At 62.9% G+C, this 21300-nt stretch carries 20 protein-coding genes and 2 tRNA genes; 14 read left to right on the top strand and 8 right to left on the bottom strand.

The features are described from left to right. Positions 1-27: 27 nt before the first annotated feature. A complete protein-coding gene (locus tag GGQ68_RS19395; RefSeq protein WP_183968936.1) occupies positions 28-1872 on the top strand; it encodes a peptidylprolyl isomerase in 1845 nt (614 codons plus the stop codon). 15 nt (positions 1873-1887) lie between these two features. Then, positions 1888-3402 (top strand): anthranilate synthase component I, encoded by a 1515-nt coding sequence (trpE, locus tag GGQ68_RS19390; RefSeq protein ID WP_183968934.1) that lies wholly within the window; start codon positions 1888-1890, stop codon positions 3400-3402. A 10-nt stretch (positions 3403-3412) separates the two neighbouring features. Here trpE and GGQ68_RS19385 read toward each other — a convergent pair whose 3' ends face one another. Then, entirely contained in the window at positions 3413-4984 is a 1572-nt protein-coding gene (locus tag GGQ68_RS19385) for a lysophospholipid acyltransferase family protein (protein WP_183968932.1), read from the bottom strand. Positions 4985-5595: 611 nt separating this feature from the next. Between GGQ68_RS19385 and GGQ68_RS19380 the strand changes: the two genes are divergently transcribed. Further along, positions 5596-5669: transfer RNA gene (locus tag GGQ68_RS19380), tRNA-Gly, on the top strand. Between the two features lie 10 nt (positions 5670-5679). Here the strand turns inward: GGQ68_RS19380 and GGQ68_RS19375 are convergent. Further along, positions 5680-6786, bottom strand: coding sequence for an acetoin utilization protein AcuC (locus GGQ68_RS19375; RefSeq protein WP_183968930.1), 1107 nt, complete (start codon positions 6784-6786; stop codon positions 5680-5682). 110 nt (positions 6787-6896) lie between these two features. Between GGQ68_RS19375 and GGQ68_RS19370 the strand changes: the two genes are divergently transcribed. Continuing rightward, entirely contained in the window at positions 6897-7982 is a 1086-nt protein-coding gene (locus GGQ68_RS19370; protein ID WP_183968928.1) for an AbrB family transcriptional regulator, read from the top strand. Here GGQ68_RS19370 and GGQ68_RS19365 read toward each other — a convergent pair whose 3' ends face one another. The 3 genes from GGQ68_RS19365 to GGQ68_RS19355 form a co-directional block, all read right to left on the bottom strand. Next, complete coding sequence (locus GGQ68_RS19365; protein ID WP_183968926.1) at positions 7983-9809, bottom strand: ABC-F family ATP-binding cassette domain-containing protein; 1827 nt, start codon at positions 9807-9809, stop codon at positions 7983-7985. Positions 9810-9875: 66 nt separating this feature from the next. Then, a complete protein-coding gene (locus tag GGQ68_RS19360; RefSeq protein ID WP_183968924.1) occupies positions 9876-10652 on the bottom strand; it encodes a GNAT family N-acetyltransferase in 777 nt (258 codons plus the stop codon). A 3-nt stretch (positions 10653-10655) separates the two neighbouring features. Next, entirely contained in the window at positions 10656-11114 is a 459-nt protein-coding gene (locus GGQ68_RS19355) for an outer membrane protein assembly factor BamE (RefSeq protein WP_183968922.1), read from the bottom strand. A 91-nt stretch (positions 11115-11205) separates the two neighbouring features. Here GGQ68_RS19355 and GGQ68_RS19350 point away from each other — a divergent pair, with 91 nt between their 5' ends. The 9 genes from GGQ68_RS19350 (at position 11206) to GGQ68_RS19310 (ending at position 18226) form a co-directional block, all read left to right on the top strand. Then, complete coding sequence (locus GGQ68_RS19350; RefSeq protein ID WP_183968920.1) at positions 11206-11784, top strand: YceD family protein; 579 nt, start codon at positions 11206-11208, stop codon at positions 11782-11784. Between the two features lie 160 nt (positions 11785-11944). After that, positions 11945-12151, top strand: coding sequence for a 50S ribosomal protein L32 (gene rpmF, locus GGQ68_RS19345; protein WP_183968918.1), 207 nt, complete (start codon positions 11945-11947; stop codon positions 12149-12151). 25 nt (positions 12152-12176) lie between these two features. Beyond that, positions 12177-13310: a phosphate acyltransferase PlsX gene (plsX, locus tag GGQ68_RS19340; RefSeq protein ID WP_183968916.1), complete on the top strand. Its 1134-nt coding sequence runs from the start codon at positions 12177-12179 to the stop codon at positions 13308-13310. A 1-nt stretch (position 13311) separates the two neighbouring features. Continuing rightward, positions 13312-14313, top strand: coding sequence for a beta-ketoacyl-ACP synthase III (locus GGQ68_RS19335; protein ID WP_183968914.1), 1002 nt, complete (start codon positions 13312-13314; stop codon positions 14311-14313). A gap of 155 nt (positions 14314-14468) precedes the next feature. Further along, positions 14469-14771 (top strand): integration host factor subunit alpha, encoded by a 303-nt coding sequence (gene ihfA, locus GGQ68_RS19330; RefSeq protein ID WP_183968912.1) that lies wholly within the window; start codon positions 14469-14471, stop codon positions 14769-14771. A 12-nt stretch (positions 14772-14783) separates the two neighbouring features. Continuing rightward, the gene (locus tag GGQ68_RS24420; protein WP_246429451.1) at positions 14784-16019 is read left to right on the top strand and encodes a MerR family transcriptional regulator; all 1236 of its coding nucleotides are present in this window, start codon (positions 14784-14786) and stop codon (positions 16017-16019) included. An 87-nt stretch (positions 16020-16106) separates the two neighbouring features. Then, positions 16107-16183 (top strand) — tRNA-Pro (locus GGQ68_RS19320). 138 nt (positions 16184-16321) lie between these two features. Then, a complete protein-coding gene (locus tag GGQ68_RS19315) occupies positions 16322-17398 on the top strand; it encodes a 2'-deoxycytidine 5'-triphosphate deaminase (protein WP_183968911.1) in 1077 nt (358 codons plus the stop codon). Positions 17399-17581: 183 nt separating this feature from the next. Further along, a complete protein-coding gene (locus GGQ68_RS19310; protein ID WP_183968909.1) occupies positions 17582-18226 on the top strand; it encodes a DUF1236 domain-containing protein in 645 nt (214 codons plus the stop codon). Positions 18227-18283: 57 nt separating this feature from the next. Here GGQ68_RS19310 and GGQ68_RS19305 read toward each other — a convergent pair whose 3' ends face one another. Further along, positions 18284-18697 carry a SufE family protein gene (locus tag GGQ68_RS19305; protein WP_183968907.1) on the bottom strand — a complete coding sequence of 138 codons (414 nt, stop codon included), beginning with the start codon at positions 18695-18697 and terminating at the stop codon, positions 18284-18286. Positions 18698-18813: 116 nt separating this feature from the next. Here GGQ68_RS19305 and GGQ68_RS19300 point away from each other — a divergent pair, with 116 nt between their 5' ends. Beyond that, positions 18814-19323, top strand: a complete 510-nt coding sequence (locus GGQ68_RS19300; RefSeq protein WP_183968905.1) for a hypothetical protein — start codon at positions 18814-18816, stop codon at positions 19321-19323. Between the two features lie 136 nt (positions 19324-19459). Here GGQ68_RS19300 and rnd read toward each other — a convergent pair whose 3' ends face one another. Together rnd and purN are read right to left on the bottom strand one after the other, a co-directional pair. Further along, a complete protein-coding gene (gene rnd, locus GGQ68_RS19295; RefSeq protein WP_183968903.1) occupies positions 19460-20614 on the bottom strand; it encodes a ribonuclease D in 1155 nt (384 codons plus the stop codon). An 85-nt stretch (positions 20615-20699) separates the two neighbouring features. Then, entirely contained in the window at positions 20700-21290 is a 591-nt protein-coding gene (purN, locus tag GGQ68_RS19290) for a phosphoribosylglycinamide formyltransferase (RefSeq protein ID WP_183968901.1), read from the bottom strand. Positions 21291-21300: the final 10 nt, after the last annotated feature.

Genomic DNA, 21300 nt, shown 5'->3' with positions numbered 1-21300 from the left:
AGGCCGAACCAGCGCGGGGAGGCAGAAATGATTAGAAAAGCAGGCGGTGTCGGCAAGACAGGCGGCTACATCCTATTGGGTTTGCTTCTTCTGGGGCTTGGCGGCTTTGGCGCGACAAATTTCGGCGGCACCGTAAGCTCGATCGGGCGCGTCGGTGACACGGATATCCCGGCGCAGGACTATTTCCGCAACCTCCGGTCCGAAATCAACGCCGTGCAGGCCGAAACCGGCGAGCCGTTGACCTTTCAACAGGCCCGCGCCGCTGGCCTGCCCGATGCGGTCCTGTCCCGTGTTGTCATCGCAGCTGCACTCGAAGACGAAGCCGCCCGCATGGGCCTGTCCGTGGGCGACGAACGTCTGGCGCGTGACCTGCAGAATGTCGCAGGGTTCCAGGGCGTTGATGGCCAGTTCAGCCGCGAAACCTACCGCCTCGCTCTGGAAAACGCGGGCTATACGGAGGCCGAGTTCGAAGAAAACCTCCGCGCAGAAAGCGCCGCGACCTTGCTTCAGACCGCGGTACAAGGCGGCGTGACCCTTCCCGACACCTACATCGACACGCTCATCGGCTACGCCGGCGAACGCCGCGCCTTCACTTGGGCGCAACTGTCCGAGGACCGTCTGGACACCGGCGTCGCCGTGCCCACGGATGAGGAGCTGCAGGCGTTCTACGAGGACAACCTGGACCGCTACACCCGCCCGCAGACCAAGCAGATCACCTATGTCTGGCTGACCCCAAGCATGATCGTGGACACCGTCGAAGTGGACGAAGCCACGCTGCGCGCCGCCTACGAGGAGCGTGAGACCGAGTTCAACATGCCGGAGCGTCGCCTTGTGGAACGGCTGGTGATGCCGAATGCCGACGCAGCGCAAGACGCGGCCGACCGCATTGCCGCTGGCGAAACCACGTTCGAGGACGTGGTCGACGCGCGCGGACTGGAGCTGGCCGACACCGATCTGGGCGACGTGGCGCGCGACGATCTGGGCGCAGCGGCAGAGACGGTCTTTGACGCCAACACAGGGGACGTGGTCATCGCGACGTCGAACCTTGGCCCGGCGCTCTACCGTGTGAATGCCGTGCTTGCGGCGCAGGAAACCAGCTTCGAAGACGCCATCCCGGATCTGCGCGACACCGTGGCGCTGGACCGGGCCCGCCGCGTCATCGCCACCCAGGGCGCCACGTTTGACGAGGAACTCGCCGCTGGCGTCACGCTGGAAGAGCTGGCCGAGACAACCGAACTTGAGCAGGGTCAGATTGGCTGGAACGGCCAGAACAGCGGTGACATCGCGGGCTACGAGGCCTTCGGCGAGATCGCGAACGCCGTAACAGTTGACGACTATCCCGCCATCGAAGAGCTGGGCGACGGCGGTATCTTTGCCCTGCGCGTCGACGAGATTCAGGACGCCGCCCCCTACGCCTTTGACGAAATCCGCGACCGCGTCGCCACCGACTGGGAGGTCGACGCCCGCGCCGATGCTCTGGTCGCGCAGGCCGAGGCGCTCAAGGAGCAAATCACCGACGGCGCCAGCTTTGAGGAGGTCAACCTTGAGGCCCGCACGGAGCCGGGCCTGACCCGGACCGCCTTCGGCGCGCAAATCCCGCCGGGCGCATTGCGCGAAGTCTTCGAGATGGAGGCCGGTGCGGTCTCCGTCCTGAAGGGCAACGGAACAGCCTTCGTCCTGCGTCTTGACGAGATCCTGCCCGCCGACACCGAAGGTGATGCCGCCGACCAGATGCGCTCGATCTTCGCCCAGCAGGCCGATCAGGACGTGGCGCAGGATCTGTTCCGCGCGCTGGCGCAAAACATCCAGTCGCGCGCCGGGGTCTCCATCGATCAGGCGGCCGTCAATGCCGTGAACGCCAACTTCCAGTAATCACGGGTGCCCTGAATGTCCGCTTTGACCCCAGCCTTTGACGCCTTTGCCTCTCGTTACGAGGCGGGTGAAAATCAGATCGTCTACACCCGGTTGGCCGCCGACCTCGACACGCCCGTGTCTTTGATGCTGAAGCTGACCGGCGCCGCCAAGGACGCTTTCGTGCTGGAATCGGTCACCGGCGGCGAAGTGCGCGGGCGCTTTTCGATGATCGGGATGAAACCCGACCTGATCTGGAAATGTCATGGCGAACAGGCGTCGATCAACCGTCAGGCACGCTTTGATGCGGATGCGTTCGAACCCTGCGCCGACGATCCGCTGACCTCGTTCCGCGCGCTTCTGGCGGAGTCGAAAATCGACCTGCCCGACGATCTGCCGCAAGCCGCAGCGGGCCTCTTTGGCTACCTCGGCTACGACATGATCCGTCTGGTGGAACGCCTGCCCGACGTGAACCCTGATCCGCTGGGTCTGCCGGACGCCGTGATGCTGCGCCCTTCCGTTGTCGCCGTGCTCGACGGCGTCAAAGGCGAAGTCACCGTGGTTTCGCCCGCCTGGGCACAGGACGGCATGTCCGCCAAGGCCGCCTACGCGCAGGCCGCCGAGCGCGTGATGGATGCGGTGCGCGACCTGGAACGCGCCATACCGCAGGCCTCGCGCGATCTGGGCAATGCCGCCGATCTGGGCGAACCCGTCTCCAACTTCACGCGCGAAAGCTACAAGGACGCGGTGAACGCGGCCAAGGAATACATCAAAGCGGGCGACATCTTTCAAGTTGTCCCGTCACAGCGCTGGACGCAGAATTTTCCGCTGCCGCCTTTCGCACTCTACCGCTCGCTGCGCCGGACCAACCCGTCGCCCTTCATGTTCTATTTCAATTTCGGAGGCTTCCAGGTCATCGGGGCGTCTCCGGAAATCCTCGTCCGTGTCTTTGGCAACGAGGTGACGATCCGGCCCATCGCAGGCACCCGCCCCCGCGGCGCAACCCCTGAGGAGGACAACGCGCTGGAGGCCGATCTGCTCGCCGACCAGAAAGAGCTGGCGGAACACCTGATGTTGCTCGACCTCGGTCGCAACGACACCGGCAAAGTGTCCAAAATCGGTACGGTTCGCCCGACGGAAAAGTTCATCATCGAACGCTACAGCCACGTGATGCACATCGTGTCCAACGTGGTCGGTGAATTGGCCGAGGATCAGGACGCGCTTTCCGCTTTCTTTGCCGGAATGCCCGCCGGAACGGTGTCCGGCGCGCCAAAGGTTCGGGCGATGGAAATCATCGATGAGCTCGAGCCGGAAAAGCGCGGCGTCTATGGTGGCGGTGTCGGCTATTTCAGCGCCGGCGGCGACATGGATATGTGCATCGCCCTGCGCACTGCCATCGTAAAGGATGACAAGCTCTACATTCAGGCGGGCGGCGGCGTGGTCTATGACAGCGACCCCGAGGCCGAGTATATGGAGACGGTGCACAAATCCAACGCCATCCGACGCGCCGCCGAAGACGCGGCGCGCTTTACCGGGCACGGCAACGGCTGATCGGTTCCGGTCAGTCCGCGCCCCGCGCCAGCATCTTTGCCGCCGACCCTGCGTTGGCCGGATCACGCAGGCAGGCGTCCCGCATCAGGTCGAGACAGCGCAAAAGCACGCGCTCATAGAATCGTTCATCGGTCTCGGTCGCGTGTTTCGTGGGCAACGGCGTGCAGTCATAATGTATCTCTTCGCCGCGCAAATGGGAGCACCCCCAGATCAGCGGCGCATCGCACTGCAAAGCCAGCCGCGGCACCGTGGTGGGTAAGGACACCTCCACCCCGTGGTGGCGCAACCGCATCATCGGCGTCACGTCCAGATCAACGGCAAGGGCGACAATTCCATTCTCTGCCAAGGCCTTGCGCGCCAAAGGCCCGGCATACCCGCGGTGACCGCCCGGTGGCATAGGATGCAGCATTTGCCCACCGGGATAGATTTTGCGATGACAGGGGTGGCCGCCAATCATCGTGACATCGGTCAGTCCCGCTTCCTGAAAGAATGTCGTGATCTGCATCACAAGCCCGGTATGCGCGGTCGCCAAGATCCCGCGCTGCCCTGCATCGGCCAAGGCCTTCAACGGGCCGAGGTCCGGCGCACGTCGACGGCTATCGAAATCGGCACGGAACGCCGGATCGCTGGCGTATAGAAAATCCACGTCCGCCGACAGACGCATTCCATAGTCCAGTCGCGTCAACCATTCAGCTCGGTCCCTCTCTGCCACATCCAGCCAACGCAAGACCTTTTCGTAGCTTTGAGCCAACAGGCTTTCCCGTTGCGGTGTCAGCGATTGAGCCTGCTTCGGCCAGACCTGCGGCGCTTGGTGGGACCGACACCGGTTCAGAATATCTTGTCCGATATCCTCCAGTCCGGCCCGGTCGCAGGCGTGTCCGAGAAAGAACAATGCGCGCCCGACCGGCAGGTTGTGTGCCGCCTCCGCCAGCACCGAATGCCGCCTGTCAGCGTCAAAAGAAGACAATGCGCCAAGCAGGCTCGCGACGCTGTCCCCCTCCCACCAGGCCAGGAATCGTGCAAGGACGGCGCCTGACCCACAGCGAAGGCAGCTTTCGATCAGCGACTGACGCAGCGCCAGTTTCACGGCCTTGAACCCGGAGGTATTGAAAAGTTGCCAAATCGCATCCAACGCGTCGACCCGAGCAAGACAAAGCAGCGCGTGCTCCACCATGGCGGGTCGGTCTTCGAACGCCTCGCAAGCTCTGACGGCAAGTGCCACGGTGGCGTCCTGATCACCCAATGCCGCAACAACTGACAGTTGGGCGCGCAACATCTGAAACCCTTGGCTGTCACAGTGCTTTGCCAAAGCCCGGTGCGCCGAAGCAGGATCATTACATTCCAAAAACGCCTCTGCCAGGATCTTCGCAGGGCCAGGGGCCTCCGGCGACTCCCCGAATCCCTCAATCACAGCGGCTATTGCGTCCTCCGGCATGCCGTCTTGCAGCGCGATCTCGGCCCGGACCAATTGCGCCGCTCGCGTGGGTAATCTATCCAACTTTCCAAGCAAAACCTGCCGCGCCGCCTGAGACGCCGAGGCTGTAAGCGCTGCGCGAATTTCTGAATTATCTGTCTGCGACATCACTCTGCCGTCCCATATGGCTCTGTGTTCGCATTCAGCCACATGTCGTGTCACCATTTGGTTAACGTCCCCCCGGACAAAGGACCGCCAGGGCGATTTTCCACATATCATGCGATGATTGCGACGTTTCCTCGGCTGATCTGGATATCGCGTTTACCTCACTCGCGGATCGAGTTGGCAGGTGTCGTTCACCTTTGCAACGGCAGCCGCCAGCAAAAGGCGGGCCAGTGCCGGATCGTTCAAGACCTCTGCAAACCGATTGAATTTGCTACATAAACCGCAACATTTTCGCGACGTTTGATACCGCTTTGCAATGAACGGCCTACGAACTCACTCCGCAATGAACCAAAGAAGGTGCCAACTGAACGATTATATCTCACCGACACAGCCGGGAAGGCCACCGCTGCTGAGACCAAGGTCCTCCGCCTAATCAAAAGCGCGATCAAGAAGCCCCGCGACGACCAGGACGACGTGCACAGAAAAACGACGCGTTGCAATTGAATGGCACGGGAAACGAGGCCAGAAAATCGAGCTTCTCGCCGGCACAATGCTGCAAACCGCAGCTTTTGGTCTTGCCCATACGTGTTCAGCAGTGGTAATTACCGGGCATCGCGGGTGTATCTCAATGGTAGAGAAGCAGCTTCCCAAGCTGATGACGAGGGTTCGATTCCCTTCACCCGCTCCACTCCCCAAACCTAAAGACCCAGCCGCGCCCTGAGCACGGCCACATCAGCGCGCAGATCAGGTGAAATTTCACCATTGCGCGGCGCGTCCACAAGCGTGGTCAAAAGCGCCTCGTCAGGCTGCCCTTTGCGATGCCAAGTGAGCGTCCGCAGCACGTCTTGGGCGGCGGTCGGCAGGACCTCCGGCACCTCGTGCCCCGCCAAGGTCCCCCACACCGCCGACCAGCACCGCGCCGTGCTCCACGGGTTGTAGCCGCCGCCGCCAGAGACGATCAGGCGCGGGGACAGCGCCCGCAGCGCCGTCACTGCGTCGATGTGGCTCCGGTTCGACAAGGACAGCCGTGCCAGCGGATCTTCGGCCAGGGCATCGGCGCCGCATTGCAGGAACACCGCATCCGGCGCAAAGGCCTCGACCGCAGGCAAAATCATCTCGTCCAGGACAAACGCAAACTCCGTGTCGTTGAAGCCTCGCGCAACTGGCAAGTTCCACGCAGCCCCACCACCGCTGTCCTCCAGCGCGCCGGTAAAAGGCCAGCGCCGCGCCTCGTGGACAGAGATGACGCGCACCTCCTCCGATCCCTCGAACGCGCATTGCACGCCGTCACCGTGATGGGCGTCGATGTCGACATAGGCCACCCGGGACAGCCCCATCGCCAGCAGCCGCCGAATGGTCAAAACCGGCTCGTTGAGAAAGCAGAATCCCGCCGCGTAATCCGGCATCCCGTGATGCTGGCCGCCACCGGGATTGTGCACCACGCCGCCACCCCGCACCAGCTCCGCCGCCAATAGCCCGCCGCCCACGGCGGTCGCGGGCCTTCGGTACATCTCGGGAAAAATCGGGTTCGACAGGGTGCCCAAACCGTGGCGCGCGCGGACGGCGTCAGACACGCTTTGCTGGTCCTCGGCCCGCATGAGCGCGGCGATGTAGTCCTCGGTGTGAAACCCCGTCAGGGCCGCTGGTTTGGCGCGGGGCGACGTGCGATAGACGTCAGGGCTCAGCCATCCCAACGCGCGGCACAGATCCGTCACCGCAGGCACCCGCTGGATGGACAGCGGATGCTGGCTGCCGTAAACTGATCCACGATAGATCCGCGATCCAATGAAAAGTGGCGTCTGCATGAGGCAGAGCTAGCGCATTGTTTGAGCGCGCAAAACCTATCTTGCCGCCCTGCCCGCATATCCGCTGTAATCTGACTTGCCGTACTTTGTATGCGACAGTACACAAAGTCATGACCTTTCCGCAGATCGCCCCACGCACCTTTGTTCTGACCGCTCTTTTCCTTGCCATCGGCGGCAGTGGTGGCGCTCTGGCTTCCTTCGTGGGCACGCCGATGCCGTGGATGCTTGGCGCGCTGGTGGCCTCCGGCCTCGTGTCCCGCTTCGCTCCGGAACGGCATTGGGACGGCTACGGCTTTCCGATGGGTTTCCGCACCTTTTTCGTCGGCCTGATCGGGGTGATGATTGGCACGCAAGTCACGCCGGACCTCGCCGCGCTCGCTCCCGATCTGCCTTTGACCCTGGGGGCGCTGTTTGTCTTCGTGCCATTGGCGCATTTCACCAACATGACCATCTTTCGCAGGCTCGGCGGCTTTGATCGCGCCACCGCCTTTTACGCCGCCACCCCCGGCGGGCTGATGGAGTCGATCTTCATGGGAGAGAGCGCCGGGGCCGACATTCGCACGCTCACCATTCAACAGTTCTTGCGCATCATCCTTGTGGTGACGATCCTGCCGTTGGGCCTGTCCCTCTGGACCGGGCAAGCGGTCGGCAGTTCCGCAGGTCTCAGCAACGGCCCGCAAGATCCGGTCGACCTCGGCAGTTTGGCGCTGATTGCGGTGACGGCGGTCCTTGGCCTGCAGATTGGCCGCCGCGTGCGCCTGCCCGCCGCGCAATTGACGGGCCCGCTTATGCTTGCAGCGCTGGCGACACTCACCGGCGCGCTGGACCTGCACTTGCCGTTTTGGCTGATCGCCACAGCGCAATTGGTGATCGGCACCAGCCTCGGGATGCGTTTCCAGGGCATCGACGCGGCCTTGCTGCGCCGCTCGATCGCCCTGTCATTGGTGTCTGTGTCAGCGATGCTGCTGATTGGCGGCACGTTTGCGCTGATCTTGCACGCCGCGACCGGGATCGAGGCCCTGCACCTGCTGATCGCCTACGCCCCCGGCGGCGTGGCCGAGATGTCGCTGGTGGCCCTATCTCTCGCCGCCAGCCCGGCCTTGGTCAGCCTGCACCATGTGACGCGCATTCTCATCACTGTGGTGGAGATGCCGTTGGCGGCGCGACTCCTGAGGCTTCGCGCCGGCGACCAGTGATCAGGCCTCGTCTTTTTCCATCAACGCCATCCATTCCTCTTCGGCATCGGACAGCATGTTGTGGCGCTCCACCAACGCATCGGTCGCCTTCTGAAACTTCAGCGGCTCGGCGGTAAACAGATCCGGCGCGGCGAGGAACTCTTCCAGCTTGGTGATTTCCGCGTTCAGGCGGTCAATCTCCGCTGGCAGCGTTTCCAGGCGATGCCGTTCGGTAAAGGACAGCCCCTTGGAGGCACTGGCCGTCTCCGGCGCGGCCTTGCCGCCGGATTTCTTCGACCCGGACGACGCCTTGCCCTTTGCCGGGGCGGACCCGCCCTCGGCCTCGCGCTTTTGGGTCTGGTAGTCGGTCCAGCCACCGGCATAGACCACGGCGCTTCCGTGCCCTTCCATCGCGACGGTCGTCGTCGCCACGCGGTCGAGGAAGTCCCGGTCGTGCGAGATCAGCAGCACGGTGCCATCGTAGTCGTCCAAAAGCTCCTGCAACAGATCGAGCGTTTCGACGTCCAGATCGTTTGTCGGTTCGTCGAGCACCAGAAGGTTCGATTCCCGTGCCATGATCCGCGCCAACAGCAGACGCGCCTTCTCGCCGCCCGACAACGCCCGCACAGGCGCCCGCGCCTGCCGTTCGTCGAACAGGAATTCCTTGAGGTAGCCAATGACGTGCTTGGGTTCGCCCCGCACCATCACCTGATCGGACTGCCCGGACACCCGCATGTCCTTGTCCGTGGTCAGCGCATCCCAAAGCGTCATTTCGGGGTCAAGCTGCGCGCGCGTCTGGTCGAAAATCGCCGGAACAAGGTTCGTGCCCAGCTTCACCGTACCGGAATCAGGCGTGATTTCCCCCATCAGGATGCGGATCAGCGTGGTCTTGCCCACACCGTTCGGCCCGACAAAGGCCACGCGGTCGCCGCGCTGCACCTTCAGGTCAAGGTTGGTCACGATCGGCTTGTCGCCAAAGGCGTGGGTCAGCCCTTCGACCTCCACCACCTTGCGGCCCGATTTCGGCCCAGACGCCAGGTCCATCGCTGCCGTGCCCTGCCGCCGGATCTGACCGCCGCGCTCGGACTTCATGTCTTGCAGGCGGCGCACCCGGCCCTGGTTGCGCTTGCGTCGGGCACTGATGCCCTCGACGGCCCAACGCGCCTCCGCCTTGATCTTGCGATCCAGCTTGTGGCGGGCGGTGTCTTCTTCTTCCCAGATCTTGTCGCGCCAGGCCTCGAAGTGCTTGAACCCTTCCTCGGACCGGCGCACCTGCCCGCGATCCACCCAAAGGGTCGCGCGGGTCAGCACGTCAAGGAACCGCCGGTCGTGCGAGATCAGCACAAAGGCCGTGCGCGTGGTCTTCAGCTCATCCTCAAGCCATTGAATCGCTTCGATGTCGAGGTGGTTGGTCGGCTCGTCGAGCAGCATCAGCTCAGGCGCCTCAGCCATCAGCTTGGCCAGCGCCGCGCGCCGCCGTTCCCCACCAGACGCCGTCGCCACCGGACGGTCGGGGTCGAATTTCAACCCTTCCGAGGCGCGCTCCACCCGGTACATCTCGGACTCTTCCAGCCCGCTGGAGGCAAATTCGCCCAGCGTTTCAAAGCCGGACAAATCCGGGTCCTGTTCCATGTAGCCAACGGTGACACCCGTGGGCACGACGTGGTCGCCTTTGTCGGCCTCCACCAGCCCTGCCATGATTTTCATCAGGGTCGACTTGCCAGAGCCATTGCGTCCCACCAGCGCGATCCGGTCGCCGGGTTGGACGTTCATCGACAAGTTGTCGAACACGGGATCGCCGCCAAAGGTGAGCGAGATTTCGGAGAGTTGTAGAAGAGGTGCTGCCATATCTCGCCAGCTATGGGGCCGCGCCGCCAAGGTCAAGCACCATGCGCATCCACATCAGAGCGGTGATCAGCCCACCACAGCCCGCAGCAGCCGTTTGCGGGCCTCGGGGATCGAAGAAATCTCAACGCCGACAAAGACATGCAGGGTGTTCATCTCGTGATCCACAACTGCGTGATCGCTCACCCAGCCGCCCATCGTCAAATAGGTGCGCAGCAAAGGCGGCATCTGGCGCAGGGCCGCGCCGGGGTCCTTCGCGGACAGGGCGTCAAAGCGGTGGACCTCTGCCGCCTTCGGCCGTGGCGCGCGGTCCGCAGGCGCAAGATGTCTCTCCCTCAGGCGGTCAAACGCCGCCGCATAGCGGCCCGGATCGGTTCCCGCAAAAGAGGCACAGCCAAACAACAACGCCACGCCGCCCGCATCCACCAGGGTTGTCATCGCCGCCCAGGCAAGCCGCAGGATATCCGGGTCCCGATGATCGGGATGCAGGCAAAACCGCCCCAGTTCCAGCATCGGCCCGTCCATTTGCGCGACCAACGACAGATCATAGACCTGCGCCGCATAAGAGCGTCCGATGTCCGCGCCGCTTGCCAAAGGCAACAGCCGGCAGCAGCAGACGACACACTCCAGCGTCAGGTCCTCAACCAGCACATGCGTGCACAGGGCGTCAAAGGGCTCGGCGTCCACGTCCCGGCCAAAGGCACGCGCGCGCAATTCCAGCGCCGCGGCCATATCTTCGGCACTCACCGCATAGCGCGCCCGATACCGGCCACGCACCAATGGCAAAGCGGCCTGCTCTGTCCCGGAAAATCCGATGGTGCCCGGAACGCAGCCCGCTCCGGTCATGACTTACTCGCCCAGCAACTGGCCGACGTTCAGACCACCGATGTTGCCGAACAGCTTGCGAATAAAGGAAATGTCGCCGTCCGAGGTGCGCGTCACGCGGCGCGACAATGGCACGACCTTGCCGTCGTCCAACCCGTAGGATTCGATGTTCTCCACCACGCCCGCCGGATCAAAGGTGATCGCGACAATCTGGCGATCCGTCACCGTCGGCTTCTGCCAGGCGAAATGCTTCACCTCGGACTGTATATAATAGTAGCCGGAATTGTTCAGCACGCCCGACGCATTGGGCACGCCGATCACATCCTCCACCGTCGCACGGGTGTCGATTCCCGGCACGATCTGTTGCAGGTCTTCTTCCGGCGGAACGTATCCGTGGTTGCGATAGCTGGTCTCGCACCCGGCCAGCCCGACGCACGCAACAGCGACGAGGGTGTATTTCAGCGTGGTCTTCATGCCGATCATTCTCCGGCCCCTCTTGTCTTGACGTGCCTTGGCTCGTATCTCGATTACTGAACTTTATCGCCGCAAGCAAGAACAGGAAACCCTTCCCCACATGTCAGCCTCCGAGCCGTCCTCTTCCGCCCCGCAAGCCCGCCTGCGCGTGGCCTCGCTGCGCCAGACCGGCGAAACGCCCTTCTCTCTGGAACCCAAAGCCTCCGCACGCGACGATCTGGCCCGCGCGCTTGGCATCGAAGGCATTCGCAAACTGCGCTTTACCGGGACAGTCTCCCCGCGCGGTCGCGACAGCTGGGAGCTGAAGGGAAAACTGGGCGCCACCGTGGTGCAGGCCTGCATTGTAACGCTGGACCCGGTCAGCACGCGCCTCGATGTGGATGTGGAGCGGCGCTACATGCCCGGTCACCGTTTCGAATCCCCCGATGCCGGGACCGAAATCGAGATGCCCGAGGATGACAGCCTTGAACCTCTGGGCGAGGTGATCGACCTCGAAGCGCTGATGGCCGAAGAGCTGACCCTGTCGCTGCCGCCCTACCCGCGCAAGGACGGCGTCGGGCTGGAATCCGCTCAGTTTGCCGAAGACGGTGTGGCCCCCATGACAGATGAAGACGTCAAACCATTTGCAGGGCTTGCAGCGCTCAAGGAAAAAATGGACAAGGGCGACACTGAGAGCTGAGAAACCACTTGCGATTCCTCGCATCATGCGTATTTTCGCGCGCTCATGAACATGACTGGCCGACCGGGTCGGAACAGGTGCTTTGCACCGCCACCGTCGGGACCAGATCATAAAGAGACACAGGCAGGCTTCGACCCTGCAATTCGAGAAAGGTTGAGACATGGCTGTCCAACAGAACAAGGTTTCGAAGTCGCGCCGCAACAATCGCCGCGCCCATGACTCCCTCACGGCTGCAAACCCGAACGAGTGCGACAACTGCGGTGAGCTGAAGCGCCCGCACCACGTCTGCCCGTCTTGCGGCCATTACGCAGAGCGCGAAGTCATCGCACAGGCGAATGACGTCGATCTGGACGAAGACGCAGCATAATCGCTGAAGTGCGGGGCCCCGCGGCATGACTTCCGAACAGGATCGACAGCCTATGGGCACTGTACAACACGTGGTAATTTCGGTCGACGCCATGGGCGGAGACCGTGGGCCGGCGACTGTTGTCGCCGGCATTGCCGATTCCGCCCGCAAGAACCCCGAGATCGCCTTTATCCTGCACGGCCCCAAGGCCGAGCTGGAACCGCTGGTGGCGAAGCGCAAGGAACTCGCCGGGCGCGTGACGCTTCGCGATGCCACTGGCGTCGTCTCCATGGCGGACAAACCCAGCCAGGTCATGCGCAACGGCAAGGGCACCTCCATGTGGTCGGCGCTCGAATCGGTGCGCGACAAGGAGGCGACGGTTGCGGTCTCCTGCGGCAACACGGGTGCGCTCATGGCGCTCTCCATGATCCGGCTGCGCAAACTGCCCGGTGTCGACCGCCCCGCCATCGCGATCCTTTGGCCCTCCCGCAATCCGCAGGGCTTCAACGTGATGCTGGACGTGGGTGCGGACATCAAGGCCAACGCCCGCGACCTGCTGCAATACGCCCTCATGGGCTCCAGCTACGCGCGCAACGGTCTGGAACTGGAACGACCGCGCGTCGGTCTGCTGAATGTCGGCACCGAAGAACAAAAAGGCGGCGCCGAGCTGAAAGAAGCGCATGACCTGATGAAGGCGCAGGCCGATGCCGATGGCTATGACTTCGTTGGCTTTGTCGAAGGCGGCGACATCCCCGGCAAGCGCTGCGATGTGATCGTTACGGACGGGTTTACCGGCAACGTTGCCCTGAAGACCGGCGAAGGCACAGCCTCGCTGATCGGCGACCTGCTCAAAGAGGCTTTTGCCTATTCACCGCTGTCGCGCATCTCCTCTCTCTTGGCGCTGTCGTCCCTGACTCGCCTGAAAAAGCGCATAGATCCCCGTCGCGTGAACGGCGGTGTGTTCCTCGGGCTGAACGGCACCGTGGTCAAATCGCATGGATCTGCGGATGAAACCGGTGTCTCGGCGGCGGTGAAACTGGCATTTCAACTGGCCCGCTCGGGCTTCAGTGAGCGCCTTGCCGCGCGGGTCGCGGCTAGGCTGGAAGAATCCGACGCGTCAGCTGTTGCCACTGACGCCCCGTCACCGCAGGATGCGGCCGGGAAGAAGGACGCGAAATAAAATGACCACACGTGCCACCGTTATCGGAGTGGGCCACTATCTCCCCGACCGTGTTGTGGAGAACAGCGAATTCACCACCGGCCTCGAAGGGATGACCGACCACCCCATCGTGCTTGAAACGTCAGACGAGTGGATCAGGGCGCGCTCCGGCATTGAACGGCGCCACTTTGCGGCGCCCGGGCAGATGACCTCTGACCTTGCCACCCGGGCCGCCCGCGCCGCCCTCGCGGATGCGGGGATAGAGCCTGACGATCTGGACGCGATCGTGCTGGCGACCTCGACCGCCGATCTGACCTTCCCGTCTGCGGCCACCATGGTTCAGGCGGAACTGGGCATGACGCGCGGTTTCGCCTTTGATGTTCAAGCGGTCTGCGCGGGATTCGTCTACGCGCTCAGCAATGCCAACGCGCTGATCCTGTCGGGTCAGGCAAAGCGTGTGCTTGTCATCGGGGCCGAAACCTTCAGCCGGATCATGGACTGGACCGACCGCGGCACATGCGTGCTGTTCGGTGATGGCGCTGGCGCCCTGATCCTTGAGGCACGCGACGGCGACGGCACCGTTGATGACCGAGGGATCCTTTCGTGCGATTTGAATTCCGATGGTCGCTTCCGCGATATCCTTTACGTAGATGGCGGCACCTCGACCGGAGACACCGGTTTTCTGCGCATGGAGGGGAAGGAAGTCTTCCGCCACGCCGTGGAAAAGCTCGCCTCCACAGCCACCAAGTCGATGGAAAAGGCCGGAATCACCTCTGACCAGATCGACTGGGTCGTGCCGCATCAAGCCAACATCCGTATCATCGCCGGCACCGCTAAAAAGCTCGGCCTGCCGATGGACCGCGTGGTGACCACGGTTCAGGATCACGGAAACACCTCTGCCGCGTCGATTCCGCTCGCCTTGTCGGTGGGCAAGGCGCGTGGGCAGATCAAACCCGGCGATGTCGTCGTGACCGAGGCCATCGGCGGTGGCTTGGCCTGGGGCTCCGTTCTTCTGCGTTGGTGATCCGTCTTCATCGCTGGCCCGGCTCCGCTCTGGCCCGATAAGCTTGCACTGCAAAGCTTAACTTATTCTTAATGTGCATCATCCAAGCCATTGATATTGACTTGTGATTTGACGCGGGCATAAGCTGCGACCAAGCTGCTGGGAGGGAATGACTTATGGGCGACAAAACCCTGACGCGTATGGACCTGAGCGAGGCGGTTTTCCGCGAAGTCGGTCTGTCGCGCAACGAGAGTGCGGAACTGGTCGAAGCGGTGCTGACGCATATGTCTGACGCCCTCGTCGAAGGCGAGCAGGTCAAGATATCTTCGTTCGGAACGTTCTCTGTCCGGGACAAGGCGGCCCGCGTCGGCCGCAATCCCAAGACCGGCCAAGAGGTTCCAATTCAACCTCGTCGTGTGCTGACCTTCCGGCCATCGCACCTGATGAAGGACCGTGTGGCCGACGGCAACAAAGCCTGAGCTGCCTGACCGATGCCCAAATCACCTGACGCGTTTCGCACCATTTCGGAAGTGTCCGAATGGCTTGAGACCCCGGCGCATGTCCTGCGATTCTGGGAGAGTAAGTTCACGCAGGTGAAGCCGGTCAAACGCGCCGGTGGACGGCGGTACTACCGCCCGGGCGACATGGAATTGCTGGGCGGAATCAAGAAGTTGCTTCACGACGACGGGATGACCATCAAGGGCGTCCAAAAAGTCTTGCGCGAACAGGGTGTGCGCCACGTCGCGTCCCTGTCCTCCCCCGTCGACCCCGAGGAAGAGATCGCCGACGCGCCCTTCATCGAGGCCGTAGAAGACCCGCGTGATTCCGTGGTTGCCTTCCGCCGCGAACCCGACGTGGCGCCGCAGAACGATACCGATCTGTCCCCGGATGATGCCGAGGTGGCGGAGGATGACACCGCCCCAGATGATCAGCACAGCGCGCAGCCCGAGGTCGCAGCAGACGCAGATGTTCAGCCCATCGCGCCGGACATGTCTGATCCGTCGCCCAAAGCGTTCGACGCGGATGTCGCCCCTGCGCCCGTCGATGAGGATAAAGAAGCGATGGCTGACACTGACCAAACGATCTTTGCTTTCGACATGCCGGAAGCCGCCGCCAGCGACGACGACGCCGTTCTCGACGATATGACAGACTGGGACGACGGCGAATCGCATCCGGAAACGGTCGAGCCGCTCGGCGCGCTGGCCGACGATCCCGACGAGACGATTCTTGCGCCTCTTCCGGAAATTCTCGCACAGGATACCGGTGACACGCCAGAGATCGAAGACGTGGTGGTCCATGACAGCGATCCAGTTTCGGAACCTGACCCGGTCGAGACCCTGCACGACGACACGCCCGAGCCTGAACCACTGCTTGCCGACGCACCCGAGTCCGAGCCGCCGCATGTGGAAGACCCCGAACCTGCGCCACGGCTTGCGGACGCACCGGCGCCAGTCGACCTCGATGACGCGTCGGAGCAGGAGCCATTCGAAACCCTTGATGCTGCGGCCCCGGTCCAGCCGGAGCCTGCTCGGGCCACCGCATCACAAAGCCTGCACCTGCCTGATTTCTCCCGATCAGAGGAAGAAGGCCCCGAATCCGTCTTCCCCGGTTTGCTTGCCTACGCAGCCCGGATCACCTCTCTTACACCGGCGCAGGCGGAAGCCATCGCCGCACATCTCCCCAAATTGAAGGCCCGCGCGGACCGCCGCGACACCGACAGTCTTTAGGCCCTGACGCCCCGTCACGCCCCCGCGATTTTTTGTCGATTAATGGGTTGCGCGCGCCGGATAATCGGGTAAATACGCCGGACAAGTCGGGCTATGGCGCAGTCTGGTAGCGCGTCCGTCTGGGGGACGGAAGGTCGCAGGTTCGAGTCCTGCTAGCCCGACCAAAACTACCCCAATACGGTCTTCGGACCCACGCAACCCCGGCCTCGTGCCGGGGTTGCGCGTTTCTGGCCTCCAGCCCGTCAAAATCCCCTTTCCTTCCCGCTTGTCATTGGTATCACGGCGCAAACGGAGGACAGCCCATGACCGGCGTATTGGCCAGCCAGCAGATCGAAACCCTGATCTCCAGCGGTGCCCTGCACAGCGACACCCCTTTCGCCGATGGGCAGGTGCAACCTGCCAGTCTGGACCTGCGTCTGGGGACCACCGCCTATCGCGTGCGCGCGTCGTTCCTCGCCGGTCAGGGCCGCACGGTGAAATCCCGCATCGCGGAATTCGAAATGCATCGGGTCGATCTGTCCCAGGGCGCCGTGCTGGAAAAGGGCTGCGTCTACCTCGTGCCCTTGATGGAACAGCTGACGCTGCCCGGCGACATCACCGCCATCGCCAATGCCAAAAGCTCCACCGGGCGGCTCGATCTGCTGACCCGTGTCATCACCGATGGCGGCGTGGAGTTCGACAGGATCCCGCAAGGCTACGCAGGGCCGCTCTATGCCGAGATCTGCCCACGCAGCTTCTCCGTGCTTGTGCGCCCCGGCATGCGGCTGAACCAGATCCGATTTCGGCGCGGTCAGGCCGTGCTGAGCGACGCACAACTGCACGATCTGCACGACCGCGTGCAACTGGTGAACGGCGGCAAGGCGGTGATCGACAACGGCCTGGGCTTTTCCGTCGATCTGGAACCGGGTGACGCCGGCATCGTCGGCTACCGGGCAAAGCCACACACCGGCGTTATCGACCTCGACCGCATCGGGCAGTACGACCCGCTGGAATTCTGGGAACGCCTGCGGACCGACAAGAAGCAGCTGATCCTCGACCCCGGTGCGTTCTACATCCTCGTCAGCCGCGAGGCCGTGCACATCCCCCCCGGCTTCGCCGCAGAGATGGCCCCCTATCTCGCGATGGTCGGTGAGTTCCGCGTGCATTACGCCGGTTTTTTCGATCCCGGTTTCGGCCATGCCGAAGCAGGCGGCGCAGGTGCGCGCGGTGTGCTGGAGGTCCGCTGTCATGAGGCCCCCTTCGTGTTGGAGCATGGTCAAACCGTCGGACGTCTGGTCTACGAACACATGTCAGAGATCCCCGAACAACTTTACGGCCAGGGCATCGCTTCGAACTACCAGGGCCAGGGACTGAAGCTTTCAAAGCACTTTCGCACCTGACCTAGCGTGAGCCTGTGGAACGCGCGCTTTGTTGCGCATTCCGCCGTGGCAAAGGCGGAATTCCGCAAAGGTTTGCGGGCCATTTTCCCTTTGCATGGAACGACTTGGCGGCCTGTCTGGTTTGGTCTGTATCGGCAGCGGCTGAAAACACCGCTCGCCAAGACAGTCTAGAAAGGACAGCTGATGTACAAGAACTTGACCCTCGCCACCGCCCTGACCGCAGTTTCCGCCATGCCGCTCATGGCCGCTGTGACCGCCGCCACCACCACGGAACTGAACCTCCGCGCCGCTCCCGGCCCGCAGGCAGAAGTTGTCGCCGTGATGCCGCAGGACGCCACCGTCGATATCGCCGGCTGCACCAGCACCGATTGGTGTAAGGTCAGCTTTGACGGCACAGAGGGTTGGGCCTACAGCCCCTATCTGATCAACACCACCATGCCCGAGCCGACCGTGATCTATCAGAACACCGGCACCATGGAGATTGAGACGATCGAAGTGGACAACAACGCAGCTGACGCGACGGCCGGTGCTGCGATCGGCGCTGGCGCAGCCGCGCTGCTCGTCGGTGGGCCCGCTGCCGTCGCAGCAGGCGCGATTCTCGGTGCCGCCGGTGGTGCCGCTGCCCCCGCAGATGAGACCGTGACCTACGTCACCCAGAACCCGGTTGAGCCTGTCTACCTGAACGGTGAGGCGGTCGTCGGCGCAGGCCTGCCGCAGGAAGTGGAAATCTACACCGTGCCTGAGTCCGAGTATTCCTACGCCTACATCAACGACGCGCCGGTTCTGGTGAACCCAGAAGATCGCCGCATCGTGTACGTGGTGCGCTGACCTTCAGACCTAGACAAAAGGCCCCGCCATTCGGTGGGGCCTTTTTTCGTGGCTTTGTCAGCCCGCCAGAACCTTGGCCGTTTCCTGGATTCGGTCGATCATGGCCCGAAGCCCGTTGGACCGCTGCGCCGACAGGTGATCGTTCAGCCCCAGGCGCCCCAGCTCTGCTTTTGCATCCACGCCGGTAACCTCGTCCATGGGCATTCCGTCGTACAGACGATGCAGCAGCGCGATCAAACCCTTGACGATCATCGCATCGGAATCGCCCTGAAAGTGGAACGTCCCGGCCTCCGGCGCGATGTGCAGCCAGACCTGACTGGCGCAGCCTTCGACCTTGGTGGCGGGCACTTTCAGCGCCTCGTCCATCTCGGGCATGTCCTTGCCCATTTCGATCACCATGCGGTAGCGGTCTTCCCAGTCCTCGAGGAACTCGAAATCTTCCACCACCTCTTCGAATACCGCCTGTGCCATAAACGCCTCCTTGTTGCGGCAGAGGTAGGGGCGCAATGGCCAAAGGTCCAGCCCTACAGGCTTTTCAACTCCCGCTGTTTACGGTAATCCGGTGCCAATCAGGCAAGGGTCGTACAATGCTTAAACCGATTTCCGTTCTCGTTCTTTCGACTCTGGTCTTGACCAGCTGCGGCACAATTCGCGAGTCGCGGGTCAATCCGATAAACTGGTTTGGCAGCAGCACCTCCCAGCCAAGCACGGTGCGTTCCGACACGGGTGGCGCCAACTCTCTGATTCCGCCGCAACGCCGCAGCATCTTTCGCGCCAAGAAAGAGGCTTACGCAGGCACCGATGTGGATCAGATCACAGAGCTGCACGTGGAACGACGCCCCGGCGGCGCCATTGTCCGCGCCGTGGGTGTGACCCAATATCAGGGGCCCTACGACGTCAGACTGGTAAAGCTCGACGATCAAAGCACCGGCGGCGTTCTGACATATGCCCTGCGGGCGGAGCAATATCGCGCGGGGTCCGGTGCAGCCGCTTCGCGGTCCGTGCAGGCGGCTGTCTGGGTGACGGATAACGATCTCAACGGCGTGTCCGACATCCGTGTCGTGGGCCGCAGCAATCAACGCACGGCGCGCCGCTGACACAATCGCACAGGATGATCGGACAAGGGCCCCGGTTCAGACGGTGGGGCCCGTTGTCAGACTATGGCTAAGTCAAACTATGGCTATATCAGATCGCGTCTTTCAAAGCCTGTCAAAGATGCTCTGACCGAAGCGGTCAGAGCTCGATAACCTCGACGTTCTTGCCTTTCGCGGCGAGCGCAATCTGCCCGTCGCACAGCCGAAGCGCATCCAACCCGAACACTTCGCGCCGCCACCCCGACAACGCGGGCACATCGCGCATTCCGGCGGCAATGGCATCCAGATCGCTTGCGGGCGCAATCAGCTTGGACGCTACGCCGGATTTCTCGGTCTTGGCTTTCAACAAGACGCGCAGCAGGTCGGCCAGGGCCGGGTTCACCTGCAATTTGTCCCGCAGATCGTCTGCCTTGGGAAGCTGGTCTTTGGGCATGTTCAGCCCCTCCTGAACCGCAGCGAGGATACCGTCCGCAATCGGGCCCTTGCGCGCCTCGCGCAAAAGCAGCCGCGAACGTCCCAGATCTTGCGCATTGGCTGGCTTTGTAGAGGCCAGCTCCACCAGCGCGTCGTCCTTGAACACGCGGTTGCGCGGGATGTTGCGTTCTTGCGCATAGGATTCGCGGAAAGCGGCCAAACGGCTGACAATGGCCAGGAATCGCGGGCTGGCGGAGCGCGTCTTCACCCGTTTCCAAGCATCCTCGGGCTTGGTCACATAGGTTTCCGGTGCCGTCAGAACCGCCAGTTCCTCGTTCACCCAGCGCGCGCGCCCGGTCTCTTCGAGCTTCGCGGAAAGGTATTCGTAAATGTCGCGCAAGTGGGTCACATCCGCCAGGGCGTAGGTCTTTTGCGCATCGGTCAGCGGACGCCGCGACCAGTCGGTAAAACGGCTGGACTTGTCGAGCTGCTGCTTGGCGATTTTCTTCACCAGCGTCTCATAGCCAACCTGCTCGCCAAAGCCACAGACCATGGCCGCGACCTGCGTGTCGAACAGCGGCGTCGGAATCACCCCGTTGTCGATATAGAAGATCTCCAGATCCTGACGCGCGGCGTGGAACACCTTCACGATGCTCTCGTCGCGGAACAGATCCATCAAAGGGTCAAGCGACAGCCCGTCCACAAGCGGGTCCAGCAGAACCGCCTCGCCATCCGCGCCCGGCAGCGCCAGTTGCACGAGGCACAGCTTGGAATAATACGTGCGTTCCCGCAGAAACTCGGTGTCGACCGTGATATAAGGCTTGCCCTTGGCGCGTTCGCAAAACTGGGCGAGTTCGTCGGTGGTATAGAGTGTCTGCATTCGCGGGTTTTTCCGTTCTCATGTGCGTCGCGCGGCGGTCAGCCCGTCATAGCGCATTTGTGGCCGGAGGCAAACGGCCCACGCGTCACGGCAGGAAAACCGTGTCCCGCTTGCCCTCGATAAAGCGTCTCAACACAAGCGGATACAGCTGATGCTCCATGCCCAGCACGCGCGCGGCCAGCGTGTCCGGCGTATCATCGGGCGCAACCGTCACCCGCGCCTGCCCCAGGATCGGGCCGTCATCCAGGGCTGGCGTGACCTCGTGCACGGTGCATCCCGCCTCCCCGTCGCCCGCCTCCAAAGCGCGCGCATGGGTGTGCAACCCTTTGTATTTGGGCAACAAAGAGGGGTGAATGTTCAGCATCTTCCCCTGCCAGGGCGACACGAATCCGGCGGTCAGAACCCGCATGAACCCTGCCAGACAGATCATGTCCGGCTCGAACGGCACCAGCGCCGTCTGCAGCGCGTCCTCAAAACTCTGGCGATCCTTGCCAAAGGGGCGGTGATCCACGGCCAGCGTCGGCACGCCCATATCTGCGGCTTTTTTCAACCCTCCGGCGTCAGGCTGGTTCGACAGCACGACGCAGGCGCGGCCCGGATGGTCGCCGGTCATGCTTTCGACCAGCTTCACCATGTTCGAGCCTCCGCCCGAGACGAAAATTGCCACGCGTGTCATCGCTGGTCCT

This window comes from Sagittula marina (genome assembly GCF_014196795.1).
GTDB lineage: Bacteria > Pseudomonadota > Alphaproteobacteria > Rhodobacterales > Rhodobacteraceae > Sagittula > Sagittula marina.
Note: the sequence above shows the minus strand (reverse complement) of the source record. Positions and strands in the feature narration are given on the sequence as shown.

Bases quoted from the DNA above. Each gene is read 5' to 3' on its own strand.
- GGQ68_RS19395 (WP_183968936.1), top strand. From the start codon at position 28: ATGATTAGAAAAGCAGGCGGTGTCGGCAAGACAGGCGGCTACATCCTA.
- trpE (WP_183968934.1), top strand. From the start codon at position 1,888: ATGTCCGCTTTGACCCCAGCCTTTGACGCCTTTGCCTCTCGTTACGAG.
- GGQ68_RS19385 (WP_183968932.1), bottom strand. From the start codon at position 4,984: ATGTCGCAGACAGATAATTCAGAAATTCGCGCAGCGCTTACAGCCTCG.
- GGQ68_RS19375 (WP_183968930.1), bottom strand. From the start codon at position 6,786: ATGCAGACGCCACTTTTCATTGGATCGCGGATCTATCGTGGATCAGTT.
- GGQ68_RS19370 (WP_183968928.1), top strand. From the start codon at position 6,897: ATGACCTTTCCGCAGATCGCCCCACGCACCTTTGTTCTGACCGCTCTT.
- GGQ68_RS19365 (WP_183968926.1), bottom strand. From the start codon at position 9,809: ATGGCAGCACCTCTTCTACAACTCTCCGAAATCTCGCTCACCTTTGGC.
- GGQ68_RS19360 (WP_183968924.1), bottom strand. From the start codon at position 10,652: ATGACCGGAGCGGGCTGCGTTCCGGGCACCATCGGATTTTCCGGGACA.
- GGQ68_RS19355 (WP_183968922.1), bottom strand. From the start codon at position 11,114: ATGATCGGCATGAAGACCACGCTGAAATACACCCTCGTCGCTGTTGCG.
- GGQ68_RS19350 (WP_183968920.1), top strand. From the start codon at position 11,206: ATGTCAGCCTCCGAGCCGTCCTCTTCCGCCCCGCAAGCCCGCCTGCGC.
- rpmF (WP_183968918.1), top strand. From the start codon at position 11,945: ATGGCTGTCCAACAGAACAAGGTTTCGAAGTCGCGCCGCAACAATCGC.
- plsX (WP_183968916.1), top strand. From the start codon at position 12,177: ATGACTTCCGAACAGGATCGACAGCCTATGGGCACTGTACAACACGTG.
- GGQ68_RS19335 (WP_183968914.1), top strand. From the start codon at position 13,312: ATGACCACACGTGCCACCGTTATCGGAGTGGGCCACTATCTCCCCGAC.
- ihfA (WP_183968912.1), top strand. From the start codon at position 14,469: ATGGGCGACAAAACCCTGACGCGTATGGACCTGAGCGAGGCGGTTTTC.
- GGQ68_RS24420 (WP_246429451.1), top strand. From the start codon at position 14,784: ATGCCCAAATCACCTGACGCGTTTCGCACCATTTCGGAAGTGTCCGAA.
- GGQ68_RS19315 (WP_183968911.1), top strand. From the start codon at position 16,322: ATGACCGGCGTATTGGCCAGCCAGCAGATCGAAACCCTGATCTCCAGC.
- GGQ68_RS19310 (WP_183968909.1), top strand. From the start codon at position 17,582: ATGTACAAGAACTTGACCCTCGCCACCGCCCTGACCGCAGTTTCCGCC.
- GGQ68_RS19305 (WP_183968907.1), bottom strand. From the start codon at position 18,697: ATGGCACAGGCGGTATTCGAAGAGGTGGTGGAAGATTTCGAGTTCCTC.
- GGQ68_RS19300 (WP_183968905.1), top strand. From the start codon at position 18,814: ATGCTTAAACCGATTTCCGTTCTCGTTCTTTCGACTCTGGTCTTGACC.
- rnd (WP_183968903.1), bottom strand. From the start codon at position 20,614: ATGCAGACACTCTATACCACCGACGAACTCGCCCAGTTTTGCGAACGC.
- purN (WP_183968901.1), bottom strand. From the start codon at position 21,290: ATGACACGCGTGGCAATTTTCGTCTCGGGCGGAGGCTCGAACATGGTG.